Genomic DNA, 19,556 nt, shown 5'->3' with positions numbered 1-19,556 from the left:
GCCCCTCACAACCAGTCCTACCTGCTGATTTTCTCAATCCGCAGAAGTTATCCACAGGCTTGCTTCTCGACCTGGGGACAAGTCGACAGTGCAGTGCCGCATCGTCGACAAATCTCCCTATCGGGACCAACTTCACCCCCAGCCCCATAGATCACCCTTCGTCCACTCATTTCCCCCAGACAATCCCTTGAGGTGACCCATTTCCACTCGAAAGTAGGTATGGAGATGGTTTGAACCGGGAATTCTCCGCTTCACACACCACGTTCGAAATGATCACGAAGGAAGTCCACAGATCTTTCGCACAGCCTGTGGATAACTTCCCCAAGGCTGTGGATTCCTGTGGGCAGCCGATCACCAAGTCCCCCTCCCCACAAGGGAATAGAGTCAATGAGGGACTTCAGCGCCACCCCCTTTCAGGGAGTCGATCTCCTTTCGCTTGACGCCCACAGCGACTCCCGCGGCGACTCCACGGCGACCTCCGCAGGGATCGACATTCCAGGCAAAAGCCCATAAAGGTCGCGTATTGCAATTTCAAGTCGTGGGCCGGAACCGTGCACCGGTAGCCTTGAGGCGTGATTGACCTTCGCCTTCTCCGTGAGGACCCCGACCGTGTGCGTGCCTCGCAGCGCGCCCGTGGAGAGGACGTCGCGCTCGTCGACGCCCTCCTGTCTGCCGACGAGCGGCGCAGGTCGTCCGGCGTCCGCTTCGACGAGCTCCGCGCCGAGCAGAAGACGCTCGGCAAGCTGATCCCCAAGGCCTCGAGCGACGAGAAGGCCGAGCTGCTGAAGAAGGCGAGCCAGCTGGCCGCCGACGTCAAGACGGCGGACGCCGAGCGCGACGCGGCCGCGACCGAGACCCAGGAGCTGCTCCTCCGGCTCGGCAACCTCGTGCACCCCGACGTGCCCGTCGGCGGCGAGGAGGACTTCGTCACGCTGGAGACGCACGGCGAGATCCGCGACTTCGCAGCCGAGGGCTTCGAGCCCAAGGACCACCTGGAGCTCGGCCAGATCCTCGCCGCGATCGACGTCGAGCGCGGCGCGAAGGTCTCCGGCTCGCGCTTCTACTTCCTCACCGGTGTCGGCGCCCTCCTGGAGCTGGCCCTCGTGAACGCGGCCATGGCGCAGGCCACGGCCGCCGGGTTCACCCCGATGCTGACCCCGGCGCTGGTCCGCCCGCAGTCGATGGCGGGCACCGGCTTCCTCGGCCAGGCGGCCCAGGACGTCTACCACTTCGACAAGGACGACCTCTACCTCGTCGGCACCTCCGAGGTCCCGCTGGCCGCGTACCACATGGACGAGATCCTCGACGGCGACCGCCTCCCGCTGCGCTACGCCGGCTTCTCCCCGTGCTTCCGCCGCGAGGCCGGTTCGCACGGCAAGGACACGCGCGGCATCTTCCGCGTTCACCAGTTCGACAAGGTCGAGATGTTCTCGTACGTCGCTCCGGAGGACTCGCAGGCCGAGCACCAGCGCCTGCTGGAGTGGGAGAAGCAGTGGCTGACCTCGCTGGAGCTGCCGTTCCGCGTGATCGACGTGGCGAGCGCCGACCTGGGCGCCTCCGCCTCCCGCAAGTTCGACTGCGAGGCGTGGATCCCGACCCAGGGCAAGTACCGCGAGCTGACCTCGACCTCGGACTGCACCGAGTTCCAGTCCCGTCGTCTGTCGATCCGCCTCCGTGACGGCAAGACGGTCCGCCCCCTGGCGACGCTGAACGGCACACTCTGCGCCGTCCCGCGCACGATCGTCGCGATCCTGGAGAACCACCAGCAGGCCGACGGTTCCGTGCGGGTGCCCGAGGTGCTGCGCCCCTACCTGGGCGGCCGCGAGGTCCTGGAACCGGTAGCCAAGTGAGCGAGGCCGCTCCCCAGGACCTCCCGTACAAGCTGATCGCGACCGACCTCGACGGGACACTGCTGCGCTCCGACGACACGGTCTCGGAGCGCACGCGCGCGGCACTCGCCACCGCCACGGCGGCGGGCGCCGCGCACATCGTCGTCACGGGACGCTCAGTGCCGTGGACGAAGCACATCCTGGACGACCTCGACTACCGCGGACTCGCGGTCTGCGGCCAGGGGGCGCAGGTGTACCACGCGGGTGAACACCGGCTGCTCACCTCGGTGACCCTTGACCGGCAGCTCGCGACACTGGCCCTGGCCAAGATCGAGGCAGAGGTCGGACCCCTGCTGCTGGCCGCGAGCCGTGACGGACTGGACGGCGAAGTACTCGTCGGCCCCGGCTACCGCGTCCACGACGGCCCTCTGCCCTACCAGCCGATACGGGACGCGGCGGACCTCTGGGCCGCCCCCCTGAACAAGGTGTACGTCCAGCACCCGACCCTCTCCGACGACGAACTCGCCGATACGGCCCGCCAGATCGCGGGTGGCCTGGTGGGAGTCGTCATGGCGGGCGAGGGCATAGTGGAGATCCTCCCCCTCGGCCTGACCAAGGCCACCGGTCTCTCCCTGGCCGCCCGCCGCCTCGGCTTCCGCGCCGCCGACACCATCGCCTTCGGCGACATGCCCAACGACATCCCCATGTTCGCCTGGGCAGCACACAGCGTCGCCATGGCCAACGCCCACGAGGAACTCAAAACCATCGCCGACGAGCTGACGTCCTCCAACGATGAGGACGGCATCGCGCTGGTCCTGGAACGGTTGCTTGGCTAGGTCCTGTCGGGGCGAGCGCCCGGGACCGGTGGCCGGGTAAGCGCAGGCGAGCGGCTATTGGGTCGGGCCGTGCAGGACCGGCGAGGCGAGTCGCAGTCGCCAAGGCGGGGTGCGAACTGGCGGATGCGGACCGACGGGTGCGCACCGCTCCGGGGCCGAACTCGGCATGGGTCGGGTGTGCCGAAGAGGCTCCGGCATGCCGAGGAGTGTCACGTGTGCCGAGGACGCTATGGCCGGGGCGGCGCGCTGGTCGTGGCAGGGCTGATGTCGTGGACTTGCCACTCTCGTTCTCGCCCGCCCGCGTGCTTGTTCCCATCCGCGTACCCGAGAAGGCGCCCACACTGGGCCCTGCATGAGGGGGAAGCACCGCTGTGGCTCGGCGGACCTGAACCCGCCGAGCCTCAGGGGCGAAGGCCCGGGTAGGGCGGCCCGCGCGGGATCGCGCGCTCGAAGCGGCCGCCCCGGGCAGTTCCCCGTGCGGGACGGGCTCGACGGAGAGGCAGCTCTCCGGAGCCCGCCGCGGGCTGCCCTGTCGGGAGTCCGACGCATGGACGCGCCGGACCCCGCTCCCAGATGGTGACGCCGGCTCACACCGGCTCGGGGACAGATCCACTGTGACGGCTGCACCAAGTCGGACGCCACCGAATAAACCGGCACCCAGCAGTCGAAAGCTCCCGGCCGACGAGCGGCCCCGTCAACGCGCGCCCCGGCCGACACGCGACCTTGCCGACACGCGACCTGGCCAATCAGCCACCGGTGGCTCAACCGAGCCTTCTACCGGCGACGCCACTTCCGTCGGCGCGCCTTGCTGAAGAACCAGCCCGCGGGCGGCTCGTCGGACCGCCAGGGCTGAGGATCGGGTGCCTGCCTGCGCCAGCGGGCGGCGAGCATCCGGGCTCGCGCGGACGGCTCGGACGTCTCCGCGGACCGTATGAAGTCCTCGTCCAACACCACGTCGTCCCAGACCTCACCGGACCCGGCGCGGGCCCCGGCGTCGGCTCCCGATGCCTTGTCGGCATCGCCCTTCGGCTCCTCCGCTGCCATCCCCGTCCTCCTGGTCGTCCATCCCCTTTGCCCAGTGTGCCCGGACACGTGTGAAGCCCCCGTCAAGACCCGGAGCCCCCCGGGTGTGGGCCCTCACGCGAAGGGAGTCCCACGCGCGGGGAGTCCACCCACACCCCCGGGGCGCCCGGTCACTCCTCCCCGGCCAGCTTCAGCGTTCGCAGCTTCTGGCCCGCGTACCAGGTCGCTCCCGCAGTGACCGCCGCCAGCAGGATCACCGCGGTCGGCAGTCCGACGTCCGAGGTGACGAGTTCTCCGCCGGCGACCTTCTGGGCGACCGCGAGGGCCCACTGCTGGACGCTGAGCGTGCGTGCACCGGACACCAGGGAACCGAAAAGGGCCTCCCAGACGAGCGCGTAGACAAGGCCGAAGACGACCGCGTGCCGTGTCACCGTGCCCAACAGGAGGAAGAGCGCCGCGTACGCGATCGACGCGACCAGGGCAGCCACCGTGTACGCGACCGCTATCTGCTGGCCGTTGCCGTTGAGGATCAGGCCGGCGACGAAGGTCGGGACCGCCGAGAACACCATCGTCACGGCGATCGCCACGATCAGCTTGGTGAAGATGATCGTCGGCCGCTTCACGGGCTTGGACAGCAGGTACACCACCGAACCGTCGTCAATCTCGGGTCCGATCGCACCTGTTCCCGCGATGACGCCGATGATCGGCACCATTGTGGCGAGTGCGAACCCGCCGAGGACGTCGGCGGCCACCTGATCGTCGGCGCCGCTGAAGGCTCGTACGGCCGCCGAGATCACGATCAGCAGCACAGGCAGCGCGCCGAGGATGAGGGCCCGACGGCGGCCGAGCAGGGCCCGGTAGGTGAGCCGGGCGACTGTGGGGTCGTACATCTTCGGCCTCCTACGCCGCGACCAGATACGAGAAGACGGACTCAAGGGACTCGTCCGACGGCGAGACCGTCAGCAGGCGGATGCCGTGGTCCCTGGCCACGCGGGGCAGCAGCGCCGTGAAGCGGCCGAAGTCAACGGCCTGGATCAGCAGCGCACCCTCGGCCCGATCCACCTCGATGCCCGCGGTCGACGGGTCCGCGATCAGCGCGGCCGCCAGGGCCCGGTCGTCGCTGGAGCGCACCAGGTAGCGGTGCGGGCGGTCGGTCATCAGGCGGCGGATGCGGCGGAAGTCACCGCTCGCCGCATGCCGCCCGGCGACGATCACCTCGATGTGGGCGGCGAGTTGCTCCACCTCTTCGAGGATGTGGGACGAGAACAGCACCGTGCGGCCCTCGTCGCCCATGCGTCGCAGCAGGTCCATGAGCTGCATCCGCTGACGCGGGTCCATGCCGTTGAACGGCTCGTCGAGCAGGAGCAGCGACGGGTCGTGGACGAGGGCGCTCGCCATCTTCACGCGCTGTCGCATGCCCTTGGAGTACGTCGAGATCCTGCGGTCCTGCGCGTACTCCATCTCGACCGTGGCGAGGGCCCGCGCGGCGGCCTTCTCACCGAGACCGTGCAACTCGGCGTTGGCGACGACGAATTCGCGGCCCGTGAGGAAGTCGTACATCGCCTCGCGCTCGGGGACGATGCCGATGTGCTTGTAGATCTGCTCGTTGCGCCAGACCGGCTTGCCGTCGAGCGTGATGGAGCCCGTGGACGGGGCGAGGAAGCCGCCCATCATGTTGATGAGGGTGGACTTTCCGGCGCCGTTCGGGCCGAGCAGGCCGGTGACTCCGGGGCCGACCGTCATGGTGATGTCGTTGACGGCGACCACGTTGCCGAACCAGCGGGAGACGTGGTCGATGCTGAGCGTGGTCACCCGAACCTCCGGATATTCCGGCTCTGGGCGCTGTGCGGCCCGGAACTGCGGTACGCCCGCGGCGTGCTGAGCGGGAACCAAGCCGGCACAACGCCCTCCATTCCATTGGGGAACCGGGCTGGTCCCAACCCGGCTGATGTTGATCGTGTAGGACTCGATCGCTCGCTGAGTGGCCGAGCGGCGTGCGCCAGGAATCCTCCCTTTCCGCCAGGGGGACGGTTCACAGTCCCGCCTTTCGGTAGCGGCGCACCATGAGGCCGTAGCTGGCCGCGATGAGGCCCAGGACGACGAGGAGGTAGACGACGCCTTCCCCATTGCTGGGGCCGGCCCCACCGGGGAACGCCGAGTTCGCGCCCAGGAAGGCGGACTGCACCCCGTCTATGAGCGTGATGGGCGAGAACAGGCCGATCCAGGCGATGGCTCCGGTGCTGGTCTGCGCGTCCGCGATGGCCTGGAGCGTGGATACAGCGCCGTAGGAGATGGTCAGTACGGCGATCACGGCCGCGATGCCGAAGCCTCGGCGCGGGGTGACCGAGGCGATGACCAGGCCGAGGCCGGCGAAGAGCAGCGACAGCAGTGCCACGGAAACCAGTCCCTGTGCGAATCCGTTGGTCTGGTCGGTGAAGTCGAGCTTGGCCAGCAGCGCGCCCACATAGAGGACGAGCAGCGGCGCGGCCGTCAGGATGAACAGCGCCGAGGCCAGCGCCGCGTACTTCGCGCGCACGTAGTCGGCGGTCTCGATGGGGCGTGAGAAGTACAGCGGTACGGTCTTGAAGCGCAGGTCGCGCGACACGGCCTGGGGTGCCTGGGAAGCCACGTACAGGCCGATCATGGCCTGCATGATGATGGCGTAGCGCGTGTAGTCGACGGGCAGGTCGTTCGCCTTCGTGGTGACCGCGACCGCCACCATGATCAGCGCGGGGACGCACATCACCACGAACAGCAGCATCGGCAGCACTTTGGACTTGGCCGAACGGCCCAGCCCGTACGCACCGCGCAGGGACTGCGAGTAGAGGGAGCGACGGGCGTATGCGCGGCCCAGGCGGGGGCCGTCGTAGCTGCGGTAGCCGATGTCGTGGATGCGGGTCTGCTCACCCGCGCGCGCCATGGCCGGTGCCTGTGGCTGCTCAACCGCCATGGCCGACCGCCTCCTTCTGTGCGTCCGATGCGGTGGCCTGGTCTGCCGCCCGCTCGTCGTCCTTGAAGACCTCCGCGATGTGGTGCCTTCGCTGCTCCATGCGGATCAGGCCGAGGCCGAGGTCTGCGACCATGTCGCGCACGAGGTCGTATGTCTGCTCTCCCTGCGCGGTGAGCAGGAGGATGTGTCCCGCCCCGGGGAGGCCGTCGCCCTGGTGGGTCTCCACCCCGCGCGCGTGGAGTGCCTCTCGCATCACCCGGGTGCCGTCCGGGTGCTCGTCGGTGTCGGTGACCTCGATCGCGAGCGTGGTCGTGGTCTGTGTGAAGTCCGTGGTGGAGCTGGAGCGCAGGAGCTTGCCGCCGTCGATGACGACCACGTGGTCGCAGGTGCGCTCCAGCTCGCCCAGCAGGTGGGACGTGACGAGGACCGAGATGCCGAAGTCGGTGTGGATGCGGCGGATCAGGCCGAGCATCTCGTCGCGGCCGACCGGGTCGAGGCCGTTGGTCGGCTCGTCCAGGAAGACCAGCTGCGGGTCGTGGACGAGGGCCTGGGCGAGCTTGACGCGCTGCTTCATACCCGTCGAGTAGCCGCCTATGGGGCGGTAACGCTCCTCGTACAGGCCGACGTGGCGCAGCGTGTCCGCGGTGCGCTCGCGCGCGGCGGTGGGAGGGAGGCCGGACATGCGGGCCATGTGCACGACGAACTCGGTGGCCGAGACGTCGGGAGGCAGGCAGTCGTGCTCCGGCATGTACCCGACTCGCTCGCGGATGGCGCCGCCTTTGGTGGCGACATCGAGTCCGAGCACTTCGGCACGGCCCTCGGTGGCGGGGGACAGACCCAGCAGGATCTTGATCAGTGTGGACTTGCCGGCCCCGTTGGCACCGACGAGTCCGGTCACACCGGGCCCGACGTCCACGGAGAGCCGGTCAAGCGCGGTTACCCTCGGGAACCGCTTGCTCAGGCTTTCGGTCGCGATCACAGTCACGCCTTCGACGCTAGTGGCACGGGCCACAGCCGGTCGTCACCCCGCAGAGCTGTCTGCGAGTCACTCTGGAGTATTACGGGCCCGTAAGGGTCACCCTGAGGTCGAACAACCGGGCAGAGCCGACGGACATCGGCAAGCATCGGCGGGCGGGGCCTCGACCGCCGTCATCTCGGCAGATGGGCCGGAGCGGCCAGCCAGGCTTGCGGAGGTCGGCCAGGCCTGCGGGGTCGGCCAGGCCTGCGGGGTCGGCCAGGTCCGTGACAACGAGGGGGTCGCGCCGAGTTCGGTGAGTGCGGCCACGGACGGTTATCCACAGGCCGCCCGCACGGCAGTTGACGCAGCCGCCGACCATTGTCACATTCGTCAGTGTCACGTTACGGACACGCACCGCAGTCAGCGAGGACGGGCTGTGACATGGCTGTGGCGGCGGCAAGGGTACGTGTGCACGGCGCCGGCCGCTCAGTGAGTCGGTGCGGGCGCACCGGCTGCCGCACATGCGGCGCCGGGCCGAGAAGGGATACGCATGAGCGACAGGGAGCAGGGGCCGGGTGGCGGCCTCGACGGCGCGCGGGAGCGGCGCGTGCGGTCGGGTGACGTCGAGCTGTGCGTCGCCGAGTTGGGCGACCCGCACCAGCCCACGGTCGTCCTCGTCCACGGCTATCCCGACTCCAAGGAGGTGTGGTCCGAGCTCGCACCGCGCCTGGCCGGCCGCTTCCACGTCGTCCTGTACGACGTCCGCGGGCACGGCAGGTCGACGGCTCCGCGGCCGCTGCGCGGCGGGTTCACCCTGGAGAGACTGACGGACGACTTCCTGGAGGTCGCGGACGCGGTCAGCCCGGGGCGGCCCGTGCACCTGGTGGGGCACGACTGGGGTTCGGTGCAGGGCTGGGAGTTCGTGACCGTCGGGCGCACCGAGGGCCGGATCGCGTCCTTCACCTCGATGTCCGGGCCCTCCCTCGACCACTTCGGGCACTGGATCAAGCAGCACGTGAAACGTCCGACGCCGCGCAGAGTGGGCCAGCTCCTCGGCCAGGGCGCCAGGTCCTGGTACATCTACCTGCTGCACACTCCGGCTCTGCCCGAGCTCGCCTGGCGCGGCCCCCTCGGCAAGCGGTGGCCCCGGATGCTCCAGCGGACCGAGAGGCTCCCCGCGGGCGACTACCCGACCCCTTCGCTGAGCACGGACGCGGCGCACGGCACGTGGCTGTACCGGGACAACGTCCGGGCGCGGCTCTCGCGCCCCCGTGACGACGCGTACGCACACGCGCCCGTACAGCTCATCACGCCCTTGCGGGACGCGTTCCTGTCGGAGCGGCTCTACGACGGGCTGGAGCTGTGGGTCCCGCAGCTGACCCGTCGCACGCTCCCGGCCAAACACTGGATCCCCCGGACGCGCCCCGATCAGCTGGCCGCCTGGATCACGGACTTCGTCACGGCCACCGAGGACGGCAGACCCACTCCGGCGGCCACCGGGAAGTACGCCGACCGGTTCAGCAGGCAGTTGGTGCTGGTCACCGGCGCGGGCAGCGGCATAGGGCGGGCCACCGCCTTGGCGTTCGCCAAGGCCGGCGCGCGCGTGGTGGCCGTCGACCGGGACGCGGAGGGCGCGGCCCTTACGGCGGAGCGGTCCCGCCTGACCGGCGCTCCCGAGGCGTGGGCCGAACCGGCCGACGTCTCCGACGAGCAGGCCATGGAGCAGCTCGCCCAGAAGGTCGCCAAGCGGTACGGCGTGGTGGACGTGCTGGTGAACAACGCCGGGATCGGCCTGTCGGGGTCCTTCCTCGACACAACCCCCGAGGACTGGAAGAAGGTTCTCGACGTCAACCTGGGGGGCGTTGTCCACGGCTGTCGGCTCTTCGGCCGGCAGATGGCCGCGCGCGGCCAGGGCGGCCATATCGTCAACATCGCGTCGGCGGCGGCGTACCTGCCGTCGAAGACGTTGCCTGCCTACAGCACCTCCAAGGCCGCCGTCCTGATGCTCAGCGAGTGCCTGCGCGCGGAGCTGGTCGGCCACGGCATCGGAGTGTCGGCGATCTGCCCGGGGTTCGTGAACACCAACATCACCTCGGCCGCCCGCTTCGCGGGCGTCGACGCCGACGAGGAGAAGCGGCGCCAGAAGAAGGCCGCGCGACTGTACGGACTGCGCAACTACCCGCCGGAGAAGGTCGCGGACGCGATCCTGCGCGCCGTCGTGCGCAACGAGGCCGTTGTCCCGGTCACCCCGGAGGCCCGTGGCGGCCGACTTCTGTCCCGCTTCGCGCCGAGGGCTCTGCACGCGATCGCACGACTGGAGCCGCCGTTGTGAGCGGTCCTTAGGGAGCCGCGCACCTGGAGGGATTCCCGCGCAAGGCTGCCGAGTACGGGGATACGGGAGGGCAAGGACGGTGAACGACGAGTCCGTCGGCGTCGCGTACCGCATAGAGGACCTGGCGCACCACAGCGGCGCCACGGTCCGGACGATCCGCGCCTACCAGAACCGCGGGCTGCTCCCCAGCCCTGAGCGCCAGGGCCGGGCCAATGTGTACTCGGATGCCCATCTGGCCAGCCTCCACCAGATCGCCGGCCTCCTGGATCGCGGCTACACGCTGACCTCGATCAAGGAGCTCCTGGAGGCCTGGGACTCGGGACGCGGCCTCGGCGGCATACTCGGCCTGGTCGCCGAGGTCGACGGTCCCTGCACCGACGCGGAGGCAGCCGGGGCAGTGACGCTCGTACAACGCCTGAGGCCGCTCGAACGCCGGACGGTGGACGCCGAGGAGACGCGGTCCGTGCCGATACCGGCGGCCACCATGCGGGCCGTGGAGGAGCTGGTTGGCCCGGCGCGGGCAGCCGAGTTCGTCGCGATCGCTGCCGAACGGGAGGTGCAGGCAAGAGCCTTGGACTCAATCTCGGCAAATCGAGCCAAACTGGATAAGTTTGGCGAAATGACCTGAATGATCAATCGAGTTGTCCACAGGCTCGCTAAATCCCCTGTGGATAACCGCACTTGGCTGTGGATCAAACATCCCGATCAAAATCGCGTGCGTGATACGCGTCTCTCCAGGCACGCTGGCGGGATGGGCGAGATGATCGGGATGAAAGAGCGAACGGACGAGACGCATGGATGATCGCCGCACCGTCAAGGTGTCGAAGTACCTGTCGAAGCACCTGCGCCACCAGCCCGTGGGGGCACCTCCCACGCCCTCAAGGCAGTGGGGGAGGATCGGACTCAGGCTCGGCGACGGCGGCTGGGTCGAGATCGACACCCTGATCGCGGCGGCCACCGTGCACGGCTTCCGGATCACCAGAGCCGAACTCGACCACGTAGTCGCCACCAACGACAAACAGCGCTTCGCCGTCGAGGGCACCCGGATCCGCGCCAACCAGGGCCACACCGTCGAGGTGGACCTCGGCCTGGCCACGGCCACACCACCGCCGTACCTCTACCACGGGACCGTGGCCCGCAATCTGGACGCCATCCGGGCCGAGGGGCTGCGTGCCATGACCCGGCACGACGTGCACCTCTCGCCCGACCGCGAGACCGCCACCCGCGTCGGCGCCCGCCGCGGGCGTCCCGTCGTGCTCTCCGTGGATGCCGGCGCCATGCACCGCGACGGCCACGTGTTCCGCGTCAGCGACAACGGGGTGTGGCTCACCGAGGCCGTACCACCGCGGTACCTGCGCTTTCCCCAGCCGCACTGATCACGCTGCCGCCGGCCACGCTCGGCCATCGAGTCTCGGCCGTCGATCTGGGCCGTTGAGCTCGCCCGTCGAGTCTCGGCGGATGGTGAAGCCCGTCAGCCCAGTTGTGCGACCGCCTCCGTGGCGATGCGTTCGAAGACGCCCTCGTCCGCGGCGAAGTCCGAGTCCGGGACGGGCCAGTGGATCACGATCTCGGTGAAGCCCAGCTCCCTGTGCTTGCCGGCGAAGTCGACGAAGGCGCCGAGGGACTCCAGCGGACGGCCGCGGTCCGGGGTGAAACCGGTGAGCAGGATCTTGTCCATGGAGTTGGCGTCGCGGCCGGCGTCCGCACACGCCTTGCCCAGCTTCTCGACCTGGTCGCGCAGGGCCCGCCGGGACTGCTCGAGAGTACCCGTCTCGTACAGCTTCGGATCACCCGTGGTCACCCACGCCTGTCCGTGGCGCGCGGCGAGCCGCAGCCCTCGCGGGCCGGTGGCGGCCACTGCGAAGGGCAGCCGGGGACGCTGCACACAGCCGGGGATGTTGCGCGCCTCATGTGCCGAGTAGAAGTCGCCGGTGTACGAGACACCGTTCGTCCCGTCCTCGGTCAGCAGCCGGTCGAGCAGCGAAACGCACTCGGCGAAACGGTCGGCGCGCTCTCTCGGTGTCCAGGGTTCCTGCCCGAGCACGGTGGCGTCGAAGCCGTTGCCGCCCGCGCCGATGCCCAGCGTGATCCGGCCGCCGGAGATGTCATCGAGCGAGATCAGCTCCTTGGCGAGGGTCACGGGGTGCCTGAAATTGGGCGACGTGACGAGGGTGCCCAAGCGCATCCGTTCTGTGACACCCGCGGCGGCCGTCAGCGTCGGCATCGCCCCGAACCACGGGCCGTCGCGGAACGAGCGCCAGGAGAGGTGGTCGTAGGTGTACGCGGTGTGGAACCCGAGCTGCTCGGCCCGCTGCCACGCGTCGCGCCCGCCGTCGTGCCAGCGGCGGTACGGGAGGATCACGGTGCTCAGACGCAGACTCATGGTTCAGAGCCTACGGTGCTGCTCGCCGCTTCTGAGAAACACCCGGCGTACAGCATGTTCCTGCCCACGAGTGCCGGGCCGGAGTGCGGCGCTGCCCGCGACCGCGGCGGCCTCCGCCCAGCGAGCGGCGCTGCGCACTCGGTGTCGTCGCTGGTCACAGAGGTGCCGGACCTCAGCAGGACCCTGATCATCGGAGTCACGGTCAGGCCCCTGAGGGCAGTGATCACTCACCCGTGCGGACCCCCGCACTGGCGTGCAGGCATATGCGCGAGAATGAGTCCGTGACCTCAGCGACGAGACAGCCCGCGACCCCGGCCCCGACCGTCCCGCCCCGACTGATCGCCACGGACCTGGACGGCACGCTCCTGCGCGACGACAAGTCGGTGTCCGAGCGCACGGTCGCCGCTCTCGCGGCAGCCGAGGAGGCGGGCATCGAGGTCTTCTTCGTCACCGGCCGCCCGGCCCGCTGGATGGACGTCGTCAGCGACCACGTCCACGGACACGGCCTGGCGATCTGCGGCAACGGTGCCGCTGTGGTCGACCTGCACGGCGGTCCCGGCGCCCACCGCTTCGTCAAGATCCGCGAGCTCATGCGGGAGAACGCGCTCGACGCGGTACAGCTGCTGCGCGCGGCCGCGCCAGGAACCGTGTACGCCGTCGAGCAGACCTACGGCTTCCACCAGGAGCCGGGGTATCCGAAGCTGCACATGGAGATCCCCGACACTCTCGCGCCCGCGGAGAAGCTGCTGGCACCGGACGGGGTCGCCGCCGACGAGCCGGTGCTCAAGATCCTCGCGTACCACTCCGAGATCGACCCCGACGACTTCCTCGCCACCGCTCGCATCGCCGTCGGTGACCGGGCCACCATCACCCGCTCCAGCCCCAGCGCGCTGCTGGAGATCAGCGGCCCCGGCGTCTCCAAGGCCAGCACGCTCGCGCTGTGCTGCGCCGAGCGCGGCATCTCCCACGAGGAGGTCGTCGCCTTCGGGGACATGCCGAACGACGTAGAGATGCTGACGTGGGCGGGCCGGTCGTACGCCATGGGAAACGCGCACCCCGATGTGATCGCCGCGGCCTCGGGGCAGACCGTCGCCAACAACGAGGACGGAGTCGCTGTCGTGATCGAGCGGATAGTGGCGGAGCGGTTGCAGGCCGAGCGGTTGCAGGCGTAGCGGCCGCCCGGCCCGGGGCCATCGGTCGCGGCGGGAGACGACCGTTGGCCCAGGTGCGTCGCCGTTGGTCCCGTCCGTGGCAGAGCTCGACGCCGTACTTCCTACAGCTTCACGTCTACAGCTTTACACCGTGCTTCAGCAGCCACGGCACCGGATCGACCCCGGACCCCAGCTCCGGTGTGCTCCGTACCTCGAAGTGCAGGTGCGGACCCGTGGAGTTGCCGGTCGTGCCCGCCTGTCCGATCCACTGGCCAGGAGCCACCCGCTCGCCCGGGTTGACGGCGACGGCAGCGAGGTGGGCGTACTGCGTGTAGTCACGGTCGGTGTGCCGGACGACGATCTGGATGCCGAAGGCGCCCCCGCAGGACACCCCCACGACCCGTCCCTGCCCGACTGCCCGTACCGGTGTTCCGATGGGCACCGCAAAGTCCTGCCCTGTGTGCCGGCTCGCCCAGCGCGCACCGCTTCCGCCGAAGCGCGCGGAGAGTGCGTACCGTTCCACAGGCGCGACCCACCCGCGCTTGGAACCCCTGTCCGGCTGGTCCAGCCGGGTGGCTTTCCGGCAGGCACCGGCTGCCGCCGACGCGTCCGCCTGTCTCTGGAGCGTCCATTGCGCGTCTTCGAGCTTCTTCTCGATCGCCCGCTTCTTCTTGGCGAGTTCGGCGTTCCGCCGTTGGAGCTTCCGCGACTCGGCAGCCGCCTGCTTCTCGTCGGCTGCGAGCCGCGCCTCCGCGCGGAGGCTCCTGGCCACCTTCTGGTCGACCGCCAGGTCCGTCTGCCACACGACCCGGTGGCCGCGCATCAGCTCTTCGGGAGTGTCCGCGAGCAGCAGCTGCACGGTGTACGGCAGTCCGCCGCCCCCGCGGTACCGGGCACGTGCAATCCGTCCGAGGTCCTTGTGCAGCGTCTTGATCTGCTGCCGCTCGCGCGCCAGGAGCTTCTGCAGGCGCTGTGCCTCCGCCCGCCGCGCCTTGGCTTCGCGCCGCACCCGTTCGTACTGCTGCGTCGTCGCGGCCGCCTCCTGGTACAGCCGCGCCACCCGGGGGCCGGGCTCGGAGGCACCGGAAGCCTGCATGCCCCGGCTGTCGCCCACGGCAGCCGTCGGCTGCGCGACGAGGACCACGCAGGCGCACAACAGCGCCGGGACGAGCAATGAGTGACGTCGACAAGATGAACGCATGCCAGCGATCGTGGCGCCCTCCGAGACGCGAGGTCCTGTTCGAGTCGTACGGCTGGGGGATCGGGTGCCACGAATGGACCAGGCACGCTGAGCCGATCAGGGGACCGAGACGAGGGAGTCCCGCACGGCGACTTGCCAGCGGACGTGTGCGCACTCTTCACTCGGCGTCCCGGCACCTTCGTGACCGCCGGCCCGCCGCGATCGCCGACCCGTCGCCCGTCCGCCCTCCGGCCCATCGCCAGTCGCCAGTCGCCAGTCGCGACCGTCAGCGTCCCTGCGCGCCGACCAGCAGCTCCCCCGCCCTCTCCCGCTCCACCATCGCCCGCAACGCCCCGTCCTCCGCGGCCAGTGCCGCGAAGGGACCACGCTGCACGACGCGTCCCTCCATCAGAACGACGACCTCGTCCACGGCCTCCAGACCGGCCAGTCGATGAGTGATCAACAGAGTCGTACGGCCCTCGGTCGCGGCCAGCAGGTCCGCGGTGAGCGCGTCGGCGGTCGCCAGGTCGAGGTGTTCCGAGGGCTCGTCCAGGACGAGCACGGGGAAATCGGCGAGCAGGGCACGGGCCAGGGCAAGCCTCTGACGCTGGCCGCCGGACAGCCGCGCCCCGTGCTCGCCGATGAGGCTGTCGAGCCCGTCCGGCAGTCCGTCGACCCAGTCCAGGAGCCGCGCCCGTGCGAGCGCGTCCCGCAACTCCACCTCCGTGGCGTCCTTCCTGGCCAGCAGCAGGTTCTCACGCACGGAGCTGTCGAAGAGGTGCGCGTCCTGGGCACACAGCCCGACGAGTCGCCGTACGGCATCCCCTTCGAGCGCGTAGGCGTCCACTCCTCCGAGTGTGTACGTCCCCTCATGCGCGTCCAGGAACCGCAACAGCACCAGCGCGAGTGTCGTCTTGCCCGATCCCGAGGGGCCGACCACGGCGATCCTGCGACCCTGGTCGAGGGTGAGGTCGATCCCGGCGAGCGCGTCCCGGTCCTGCTCGGCATGCCGGGCGGCGAGCCTCCTGAGAACGAGGGGGAACGGCGACTGCGGAACGGGCACGGGCTGTTCGGGCTCGCGTACGGGATCGGGGGCGTCCACCACCTCGTACACGCGCTCCGCGCTCTTGCGCACCCGCTGCCGGAACTGCACGGCGAGAGGCAGGCCCATGACGGCCTCGAAGGCGGCGAGCGGGGTGAGGACGACTACGGCCATCACGACTCCGCCGAGCCGGCCGTCGGCGACCGCCTGCGCCCCCACGAGCGCGGTGGCGGCCACGGTGAGCCCGGTGACGAGTGCGGTGAGCCCGTCGCCCAGCGCGGTGGCGGTAGCGGCACGGGACGCGATCCGGGTCAGCGCGGCGTCGGCCCGACGAGCCTCGGCGGTACGTGTGCGCAGGGCGCCCGCCACCGTGAGTTCGGCGGTCCCGGTGAGCAGATCGGCCACACGGGTGGCCAGCGTGCCCCGGGCGGGGGCGAGCCGGCGTTCGGCGCGCCGCGCCACGGCTCCGGTGACCAGCGGAACCCCGGCACCAGCCACGAGCAGTCCCAGGGCCAGTACGGCACCGGCCTCGGGCAGCAACCATGCGGTGAACCCGACAGAGGCGACCGACACCACGATCGCGGCCCCGGCCGGCAGCAGCCACCGCACCCAGTAGTCCTGCAGCGCGTCCACATCCCCGACCAGCCGCGAGAGCAGGTCCCCGCGCCGGGTGCGCCGCAGCCCCGCGGGCGCCAGCCGCTCCAGCCGCCGGTAGACGGCCACCCGGGTGTCGGCCAGCATCCGCAGTACGGCGTCGTGAGACACGAGCCGCTCCGTGTACCGGAACACCGCCCGCCCGATCCCGAACGCCCGAGTGGCCGTCACGGCGACCATCAGATACAGCACCGGCGGCTGTTGGGACGCCCGCGAGATGAGCCAGCCGGAGGTCGCCATGAGGCCGACGGCGCTGCCGAGTGCGAGACTGCCGAGCATCAGGGCGAGCGCGAGGCGACCGCGACGAGGGCCGGCCATGGCACGGACGCGGGTCAGCACGGAGTGATGCCGTTCCAGCGGCAGCGCCTCTTCGCGAGTGGAGAGCGGGGTCGCATCCTCGGCTCGCGTGTCCGTCCGTGACCCTCCGGTCCGCGGCGCAGAGGAAACTGTGGCGGTTGTCTCGGGCTCCAGCCGGACCACCCGATCAGCTACCTCCAGCAACGCCGGCCGGTGCACCACCAGCAGCACGGTCCGGCCGACCGCGAGCCGCCGTACGGCGTCCACGACCTCCGCCTCGGTCTCCCCGTCGAGGGAAGCCGTCGGCTCGTCGAGCAGCAGCACGGGCCGGTCCGCGAGGAATGCCCGCGCCAGGGCCAGCCGTTGGCGCTGCCCGGCGGAGAGACCGGCTCCGTCCTCGCCCAGGACCGTGTCGAGCCCGGCGGGCAGCGCGTCGACGAAGTCCAGCGCTCCCGCATCGGTCAGGGCTCGCCGCACGTCCTCGTCGTCGGCGTCCGGCCGTGCAAGTCGTACGTTCTCGGCGACGGTCCCGGCATAGAGATGGGGCCGCTGCGGCACCCAGGCCACCCGTGAGCGCCACTCCTCCAGATCGAGGCCGGCCAGGTCGGCGCCCCCGATCCGTACCCGTCCCGCAGTCGGCTCCACGAAGCCCAGCAGAACGTTCAGCAGGGTGGACTTGCCCACGCCGCTCGGCCCGACCAGAGCCACCGTTTCCCCTGGCGCGACCTCGAAGGCCACGTCCGCGACCGCGTCGTACGACCGACCCGGGTACCGGACGGTCACGCCCTCGAAGCGAACCCCGCCGTCCGGCACGGGCAGCGAGCCGGAGGCCCGCACCGGCGTCTCCAGCACTTCGAAGATCTCCTCGGCCGCCGCGAGTCCCTCGGCGGCCGCGTGGAACTGTGCCCCCACCTGCCGCAGCGGCAGATACGCCTCAGGCGCGAGGACGAGGATCACCAGTCCGATGTACAGGTCCATCTCGCCGTGCACGAGCCGCATCCCGATGGTCACCGCGACCAGCGCGACAGAGATCGTGGCAAGCAGCTCCAGCGCGAAGGAGGACAGGAACGCGATCCGCAGCGTCCGCATGGTCGCTCGGCGGTACTCGCCGGTGATCCGCTTGATCGACTCGGCCTGCGCCTTGGCTCGACCGAACACCTTGAGTGTCGGCAGCCCGGCGACCACGTCCAGGAAGTGCCCGGACAGCCGAGACAGCAGCCGCCACTGGCGGTCCATCTGCGAGCGCGTGGCCCAGCCGATCAGCACCATGAAGACGGGGATCAGCGGCAGCGTGCCGACGATGATGGCCGCCGACACCCAGTCTTCGGTGACGACGCGCGCGAGCACCGCCACGGGCACGACCACTGCGAGCCCCAACTGCGGCAGGTAGCGCGAGAAGTAGTCGTCGAGGGCGTCCACGCCCCTTGTGGCGAGGTTGATCAGCGAACCCGTGCGCTGCCCGCTCAACCAGCCGGGCCCCAGCGCGGCGGCCCGCTCCAGCAACCGCCCCCGCAACTCCGACTTCACCGCCGCACTCGCACGGTGCGCGGCGAGTTCGGTGAGCCAGGAGACCAGCGCCCGGCCACATGCGACGACGATCAACAGCATCAGGGGGGTGCGCAGTTCGGAGGCACCCATCCCATGCTGGAAAGCACCGACCACCACTTCGGCAAGGAGCATCGCCTGCGCGATGACGAGAACAGCCCCGGCAACGCCCAGACCGACAACCGCTCCCAGAGAGAGGCGGGTGGCACGGGCGTACCGGAGCAGTCGCGGGTCGATCGGTTTCACGTGAAACACACCCTCTTCTCAGCAGGCACGTTTCACGTGAAACATGCCCTTCGGGCCGGGGAGGTGTGTTTCACGTGAAACCGTGCAACACACCTCCCTGCGGACTCAGTGCGCGGCGTCGGCGATGTGATGCGTACCGATGCGCTTGCGGAACACCCAGTACGTCCAACCCTGGTAGAGCAGCACGATCGGTGTGGCGATCCCCGCACACCAGGTCATGATCTTCAAGGTGTACGGGCTCGACGAGGCGTTGGTGACTGTGAGGCTCCAGTCCGCGTTCAGCGAGGACGGCATGACGTTCGGGAACAGCACCAGGAAGAGCATCGCGACCGCCGCCACGATGGTGAGCCCCGACAGTGCGAACGCCCACCCCTCACGGCCCACTTGAGCCGCACCCAGCGCGGCAGCAAGCGAGGCCACCGCCACGATCAGCGCGACCAGCGACGTGTTGTCGCCCTTGTCGGCCTGCGTCCAGAGCAGGAAGACCAGCGCCAGCACGGCTGTCACCAAGCCGACGCGCAGTGCGAGCTTGCGCGCCCTTTCGCGGATGTCCCCCACGGTCTTGAGTCCGACGAACACCGTCCCGTGGAAGGTGAAGAGCGACAGCGTGACCAGACCGCCGAGGAGGGCGTACGGGTTGAGGAGGTCCGCGACGTTGCCCACGTACTCCAGGTCGGAGCCGATCTTCACCCCGCGCACGATGTTGGCGAAGGCCACACCCCAGAGGAACGCGGGGAGCAGCGAGGTCCAGAAGATCGCGGTCTCCCAGTTGCGCTGCCAGCTCTCCTCCGGCCTCTTCGCCCGGTACTCGAAGGCGACTCCGCGGACGATCAGACAGACCAGGATGAGCAGCAACGGCAGGTAGAAGCCGGAGAAGAGCGTGGCGTACCACTCAGGGAAGGCCGCGAAGGTGGCACCGGCCGCCGAGAGCAGCCAGACCTCGTTGCCGTCCCAGACGGGTCCGATGGTGTTGATGAGGACCCGCTTCTCCGGGCGGTTCCGGGCCAACAGCTTGGTGAGGACGCCGACCCCGAAGTCGAACCCCTCCAGGAAGAAGTAGCCGATCCACAGGACCGCGATGAGGACGAACCAGACGTCGTGAAGTTCCATGACTGTGCAGCTCCCTCGGC

General features: G+C 69.8%; 16 protein-coding genes. 7 read left to right on the top strand and 9 right to left on the bottom strand.

The window, feature by feature from the left end; all coding sequences use genetic code 11:
- The first annotated feature begins 572 nt into the window (after positions 1-572).
- Positions 573-1,850 carry a serine--tRNA ligase gene (gene serS, locus FPZ41_RS07785; RefSeq protein WP_322619939.1) on the top strand — a complete coding sequence of 426 codons (1,278 nt, stop codon included), beginning with the start codon at positions 573-575 and terminating at the stop codon, positions 1,848-1,850.
- Positions 1,847-2,665 (top strand): HAD family hydrolase, encoded by an 819-nt coding sequence (locus FPZ41_RS07780; RefSeq protein ID WP_322619938.1) that lies wholly within the window; start codon positions 1,847-1,849, stop codon positions 2,663-2,665. The genes serS and FPZ41_RS07780 overlap by 4 nt, the downstream gene beginning before the upstream one ends.
- A 774-nt stretch (positions 2,666-3,439) precedes the next feature.
- Here the strand turns inward: FPZ41_RS07780 and FPZ41_RS07775 are convergent.
- The 5 genes from FPZ41_RS07775 to FPZ41_RS07755 all read right to left on the bottom strand — a co-directional run bounded on the left by FPZ41_RS07775 (position 3,440) and on the right by FPZ41_RS07755 (position 7,617).
- A complete protein-coding gene (locus FPZ41_RS07775; protein ID WP_152860422.1) occupies positions 3,440-3,709 on the bottom strand; it encodes an SGM_3592 family protein in 270 nt (89 codons plus the stop codon).
- A 149-nt stretch (positions 3,710-3,858) separates the two neighbouring features.
- On the bottom strand, positions 3,859-4,578 hold the full coding sequence (locus FPZ41_RS07770; protein WP_152860420.1) for an ABC transporter permease: 720 nt from the start codon (positions 4,576-4,578) through the stop codon (positions 3,859-3,861).
- A gap of 10 nt (positions 4,579-4,588) precedes the next feature.
- Entirely contained in the window at positions 4,589-5,500 is a 912-nt protein-coding gene (locus tag FPZ41_RS07765) for an ABC transporter ATP-binding protein (RefSeq protein WP_322619937.1), read from the bottom strand.
- Positions 5,501-5,720: 220 nt separating this feature from the next.
- Complete coding sequence (locus FPZ41_RS07760; protein WP_194236021.1) at positions 5,721-6,638, bottom strand: ABC transporter permease subunit; 918 nt, start codon at positions 6,636-6,638, stop codon at positions 5,721-5,723.
- A complete protein-coding gene (locus FPZ41_RS07755) occupies positions 6,628-7,617 on the bottom strand; it encodes an ABC transporter ATP-binding protein (RefSeq protein WP_322619941.1) in 990 nt (329 codons plus the stop codon). The genes FPZ41_RS07760 and FPZ41_RS07755 overlap by 11 nt, the downstream gene beginning before the upstream one ends.
- Positions 7,618-8,146: 529 nt before the next feature.
- Between FPZ41_RS07755 and FPZ41_RS07750 the strand changes: the two genes are divergently transcribed.
- The 3 genes from FPZ41_RS07750 to FPZ41_RS07740 all read left to right on the top strand — a co-directional run bounded on the left by FPZ41_RS07750 (position 8,147) and on the right by FPZ41_RS07740 (position 11,304).
- Positions 8,147-9,928 carry an SDR family oxidoreductase gene (locus tag FPZ41_RS07750; RefSeq protein WP_152860418.1) on the top strand — a complete coding sequence of 594 codons (1,782 nt, stop codon included), beginning with the start codon at positions 8,147-8,149 and terminating at the stop codon, positions 9,926-9,928.
- 79 nt (positions 9,929-10,007) lie between these two features.
- Positions 10,008-10,556, top strand: a complete 549-nt coding sequence (locus FPZ41_RS07745) for a MerR family transcriptional regulator (protein WP_322619936.1) — start codon at positions 10,008-10,010, stop codon at positions 10,554-10,556.
- Between the two features lie 166 nt (positions 10,557-10,722).
- Positions 10,723-11,304, top strand: coding sequence for an RNA 2'-phosphotransferase (locus FPZ41_RS07740; protein WP_152860416.1), 582 nt, complete (start codon positions 10,723-10,725; stop codon positions 11,302-11,304).
- 95 nt (positions 11,305-11,399) lie between these two features.
- Here FPZ41_RS07740 and FPZ41_RS07735 read toward each other — a convergent pair whose 3' ends face one another.
- Entirely contained in the window at positions 11,400-12,311 is a 912-nt protein-coding gene (locus tag FPZ41_RS07735; RefSeq protein WP_152860414.1) for an LLM class flavin-dependent oxidoreductase, read from the bottom strand.
- A gap of 263 nt (positions 12,312-12,574) precedes the next feature.
- Between FPZ41_RS07735 and FPZ41_RS07730 the strand changes: the two genes are divergently transcribed.
- Positions 12,575-13,483 (top strand): HAD family hydrolase, encoded by a 909-nt coding sequence (locus tag FPZ41_RS07730; protein WP_152860412.1) that lies wholly within the window; start codon positions 12,575-12,577, stop codon positions 13,481-13,483.
- Between the two features lie 115 nt (positions 13,484-13,598).
- Here FPZ41_RS07730 and FPZ41_RS07725 read toward each other — a convergent pair whose 3' ends face one another.
- Complete coding sequence (locus tag FPZ41_RS07725; protein WP_152860410.1) at positions 13,599-14,663, bottom strand: M23 family metallopeptidase; 1,065 nt, start codon at positions 14,661-14,663, stop codon at positions 13,599-13,601.
- Positions 14,664-14,928: 265 nt separating this feature from the next.
- Entirely contained in the window at positions 14,929-18,372 is a 3,444-nt protein-coding gene (gene cydD / locus FPZ41_RS07720; protein WP_228022574.1) for a thiol reductant ABC exporter subunit CydD, read from the bottom strand.
- On the opposite strand from cydD, the gene FPZ41_RS48005 reads away from it, so the two are divergent.
- On the top strand, positions 18,277-18,504 hold the full coding sequence (locus FPZ41_RS48005) for a hypothetical protein (RefSeq protein WP_228022575.1): 228 nt from the start codon (positions 18,277-18,279) through the stop codon (positions 18,502-18,504). The genes cydD and FPZ41_RS48005 overlap by 96 nt on opposite strands.
- 27 nt (positions 18,505-18,531) lie before the next feature.
- Here the strand turns inward: FPZ41_RS48005 and cydB are convergent, their stop codons facing one another.
- Positions 18,532-19,536, bottom strand: coding sequence for a cytochrome d ubiquinol oxidase subunit II (cydB, locus tag FPZ41_RS07715; protein ID WP_152860408.1), 1,005 nt, complete (start codon positions 19,534-19,536; stop codon positions 18,532-18,534).
- Positions 19,537-19,556 lie beyond the last annotated feature (20 nt).

This window comes from Streptomyces acidicola (genome assembly GCF_009377235.1).
GTDB lineage: Bacteria > Actinomycetota > Actinomycetes > Streptomycetales > Streptomycetaceae > Streptomyces > Streptomyces acidicola.
The sequence above is the reverse complement of the archived record's forward strand: the minus strand, read 5'-3'. Positions and strand labels throughout refer to the sequence as shown.

Excerpts from the sequence above, each read along its gene's own strand:
- FPZ41_RS07775 (WP_152860422.1), bottom strand. The coding sequence starts at position 3,709 with ATGGCAGCGGAGGAGCCGAAGGGCGATGCCGACAAGGCATCGGGAGCC.
- FPZ41_RS07770 (WP_152860420.1), bottom strand. The coding sequence starts at position 4,578 with ATGTACGACCCCACAGTCGCCCGGCTCACCTACCGGGCCCTGCTCGGC.
- FPZ41_RS07760 (WP_194236021.1), bottom strand. The coding sequence starts at position 6,638 with ATGGCGGTTGAGCAGCCACAGGCACCGGCCATGGCGCGCGCGGGTGAG.
- FPZ41_RS07750 (WP_152860418.1), top strand. The coding sequence starts at position 8,147 with ATGAGCGACAGGGAGCAGGGGCCGGGTGGCGGCCTCGACGGCGCGCGG.
- FPZ41_RS07740 (WP_152860416.1), top strand. The coding sequence starts at position 10,723 with ATGGATGATCGCCGCACCGTCAAGGTGTCGAAGTACCTGTCGAAGCAC.
- FPZ41_RS07735 (WP_152860414.1), bottom strand. The coding sequence starts at position 12,311 with ATGAGTCTGCGTCTGAGCACCGTGATCCTCCCGTACCGCCGCTGGCAC.
- FPZ41_RS07730 (WP_152860412.1), top strand. The coding sequence starts at position 12,575 with ATGCGCGAGAATGAGTCCGTGACCTCAGCGACGAGACAGCCCGCGACC.
- FPZ41_RS07725 (WP_152860410.1), bottom strand. The coding sequence starts at position 14,663 with ATGCGTTCATCTTGTCGACGTCACTCATTGCTCGTCCCGGCGCTGTTG.
- FPZ41_RS48005 (WP_228022575.1), top strand. The coding sequence starts at position 18,277 with ATGCTGGAAAGCACCGACCACCACTTCGGCAAGGAGCATCGCCTGCGC.
- cydB (WP_152860408.1), bottom strand. The coding sequence starts at position 19,536 with ATGGAACTTCACGACGTCTGGTTCGTCCTCATCGCGGTCCTGTGGATC.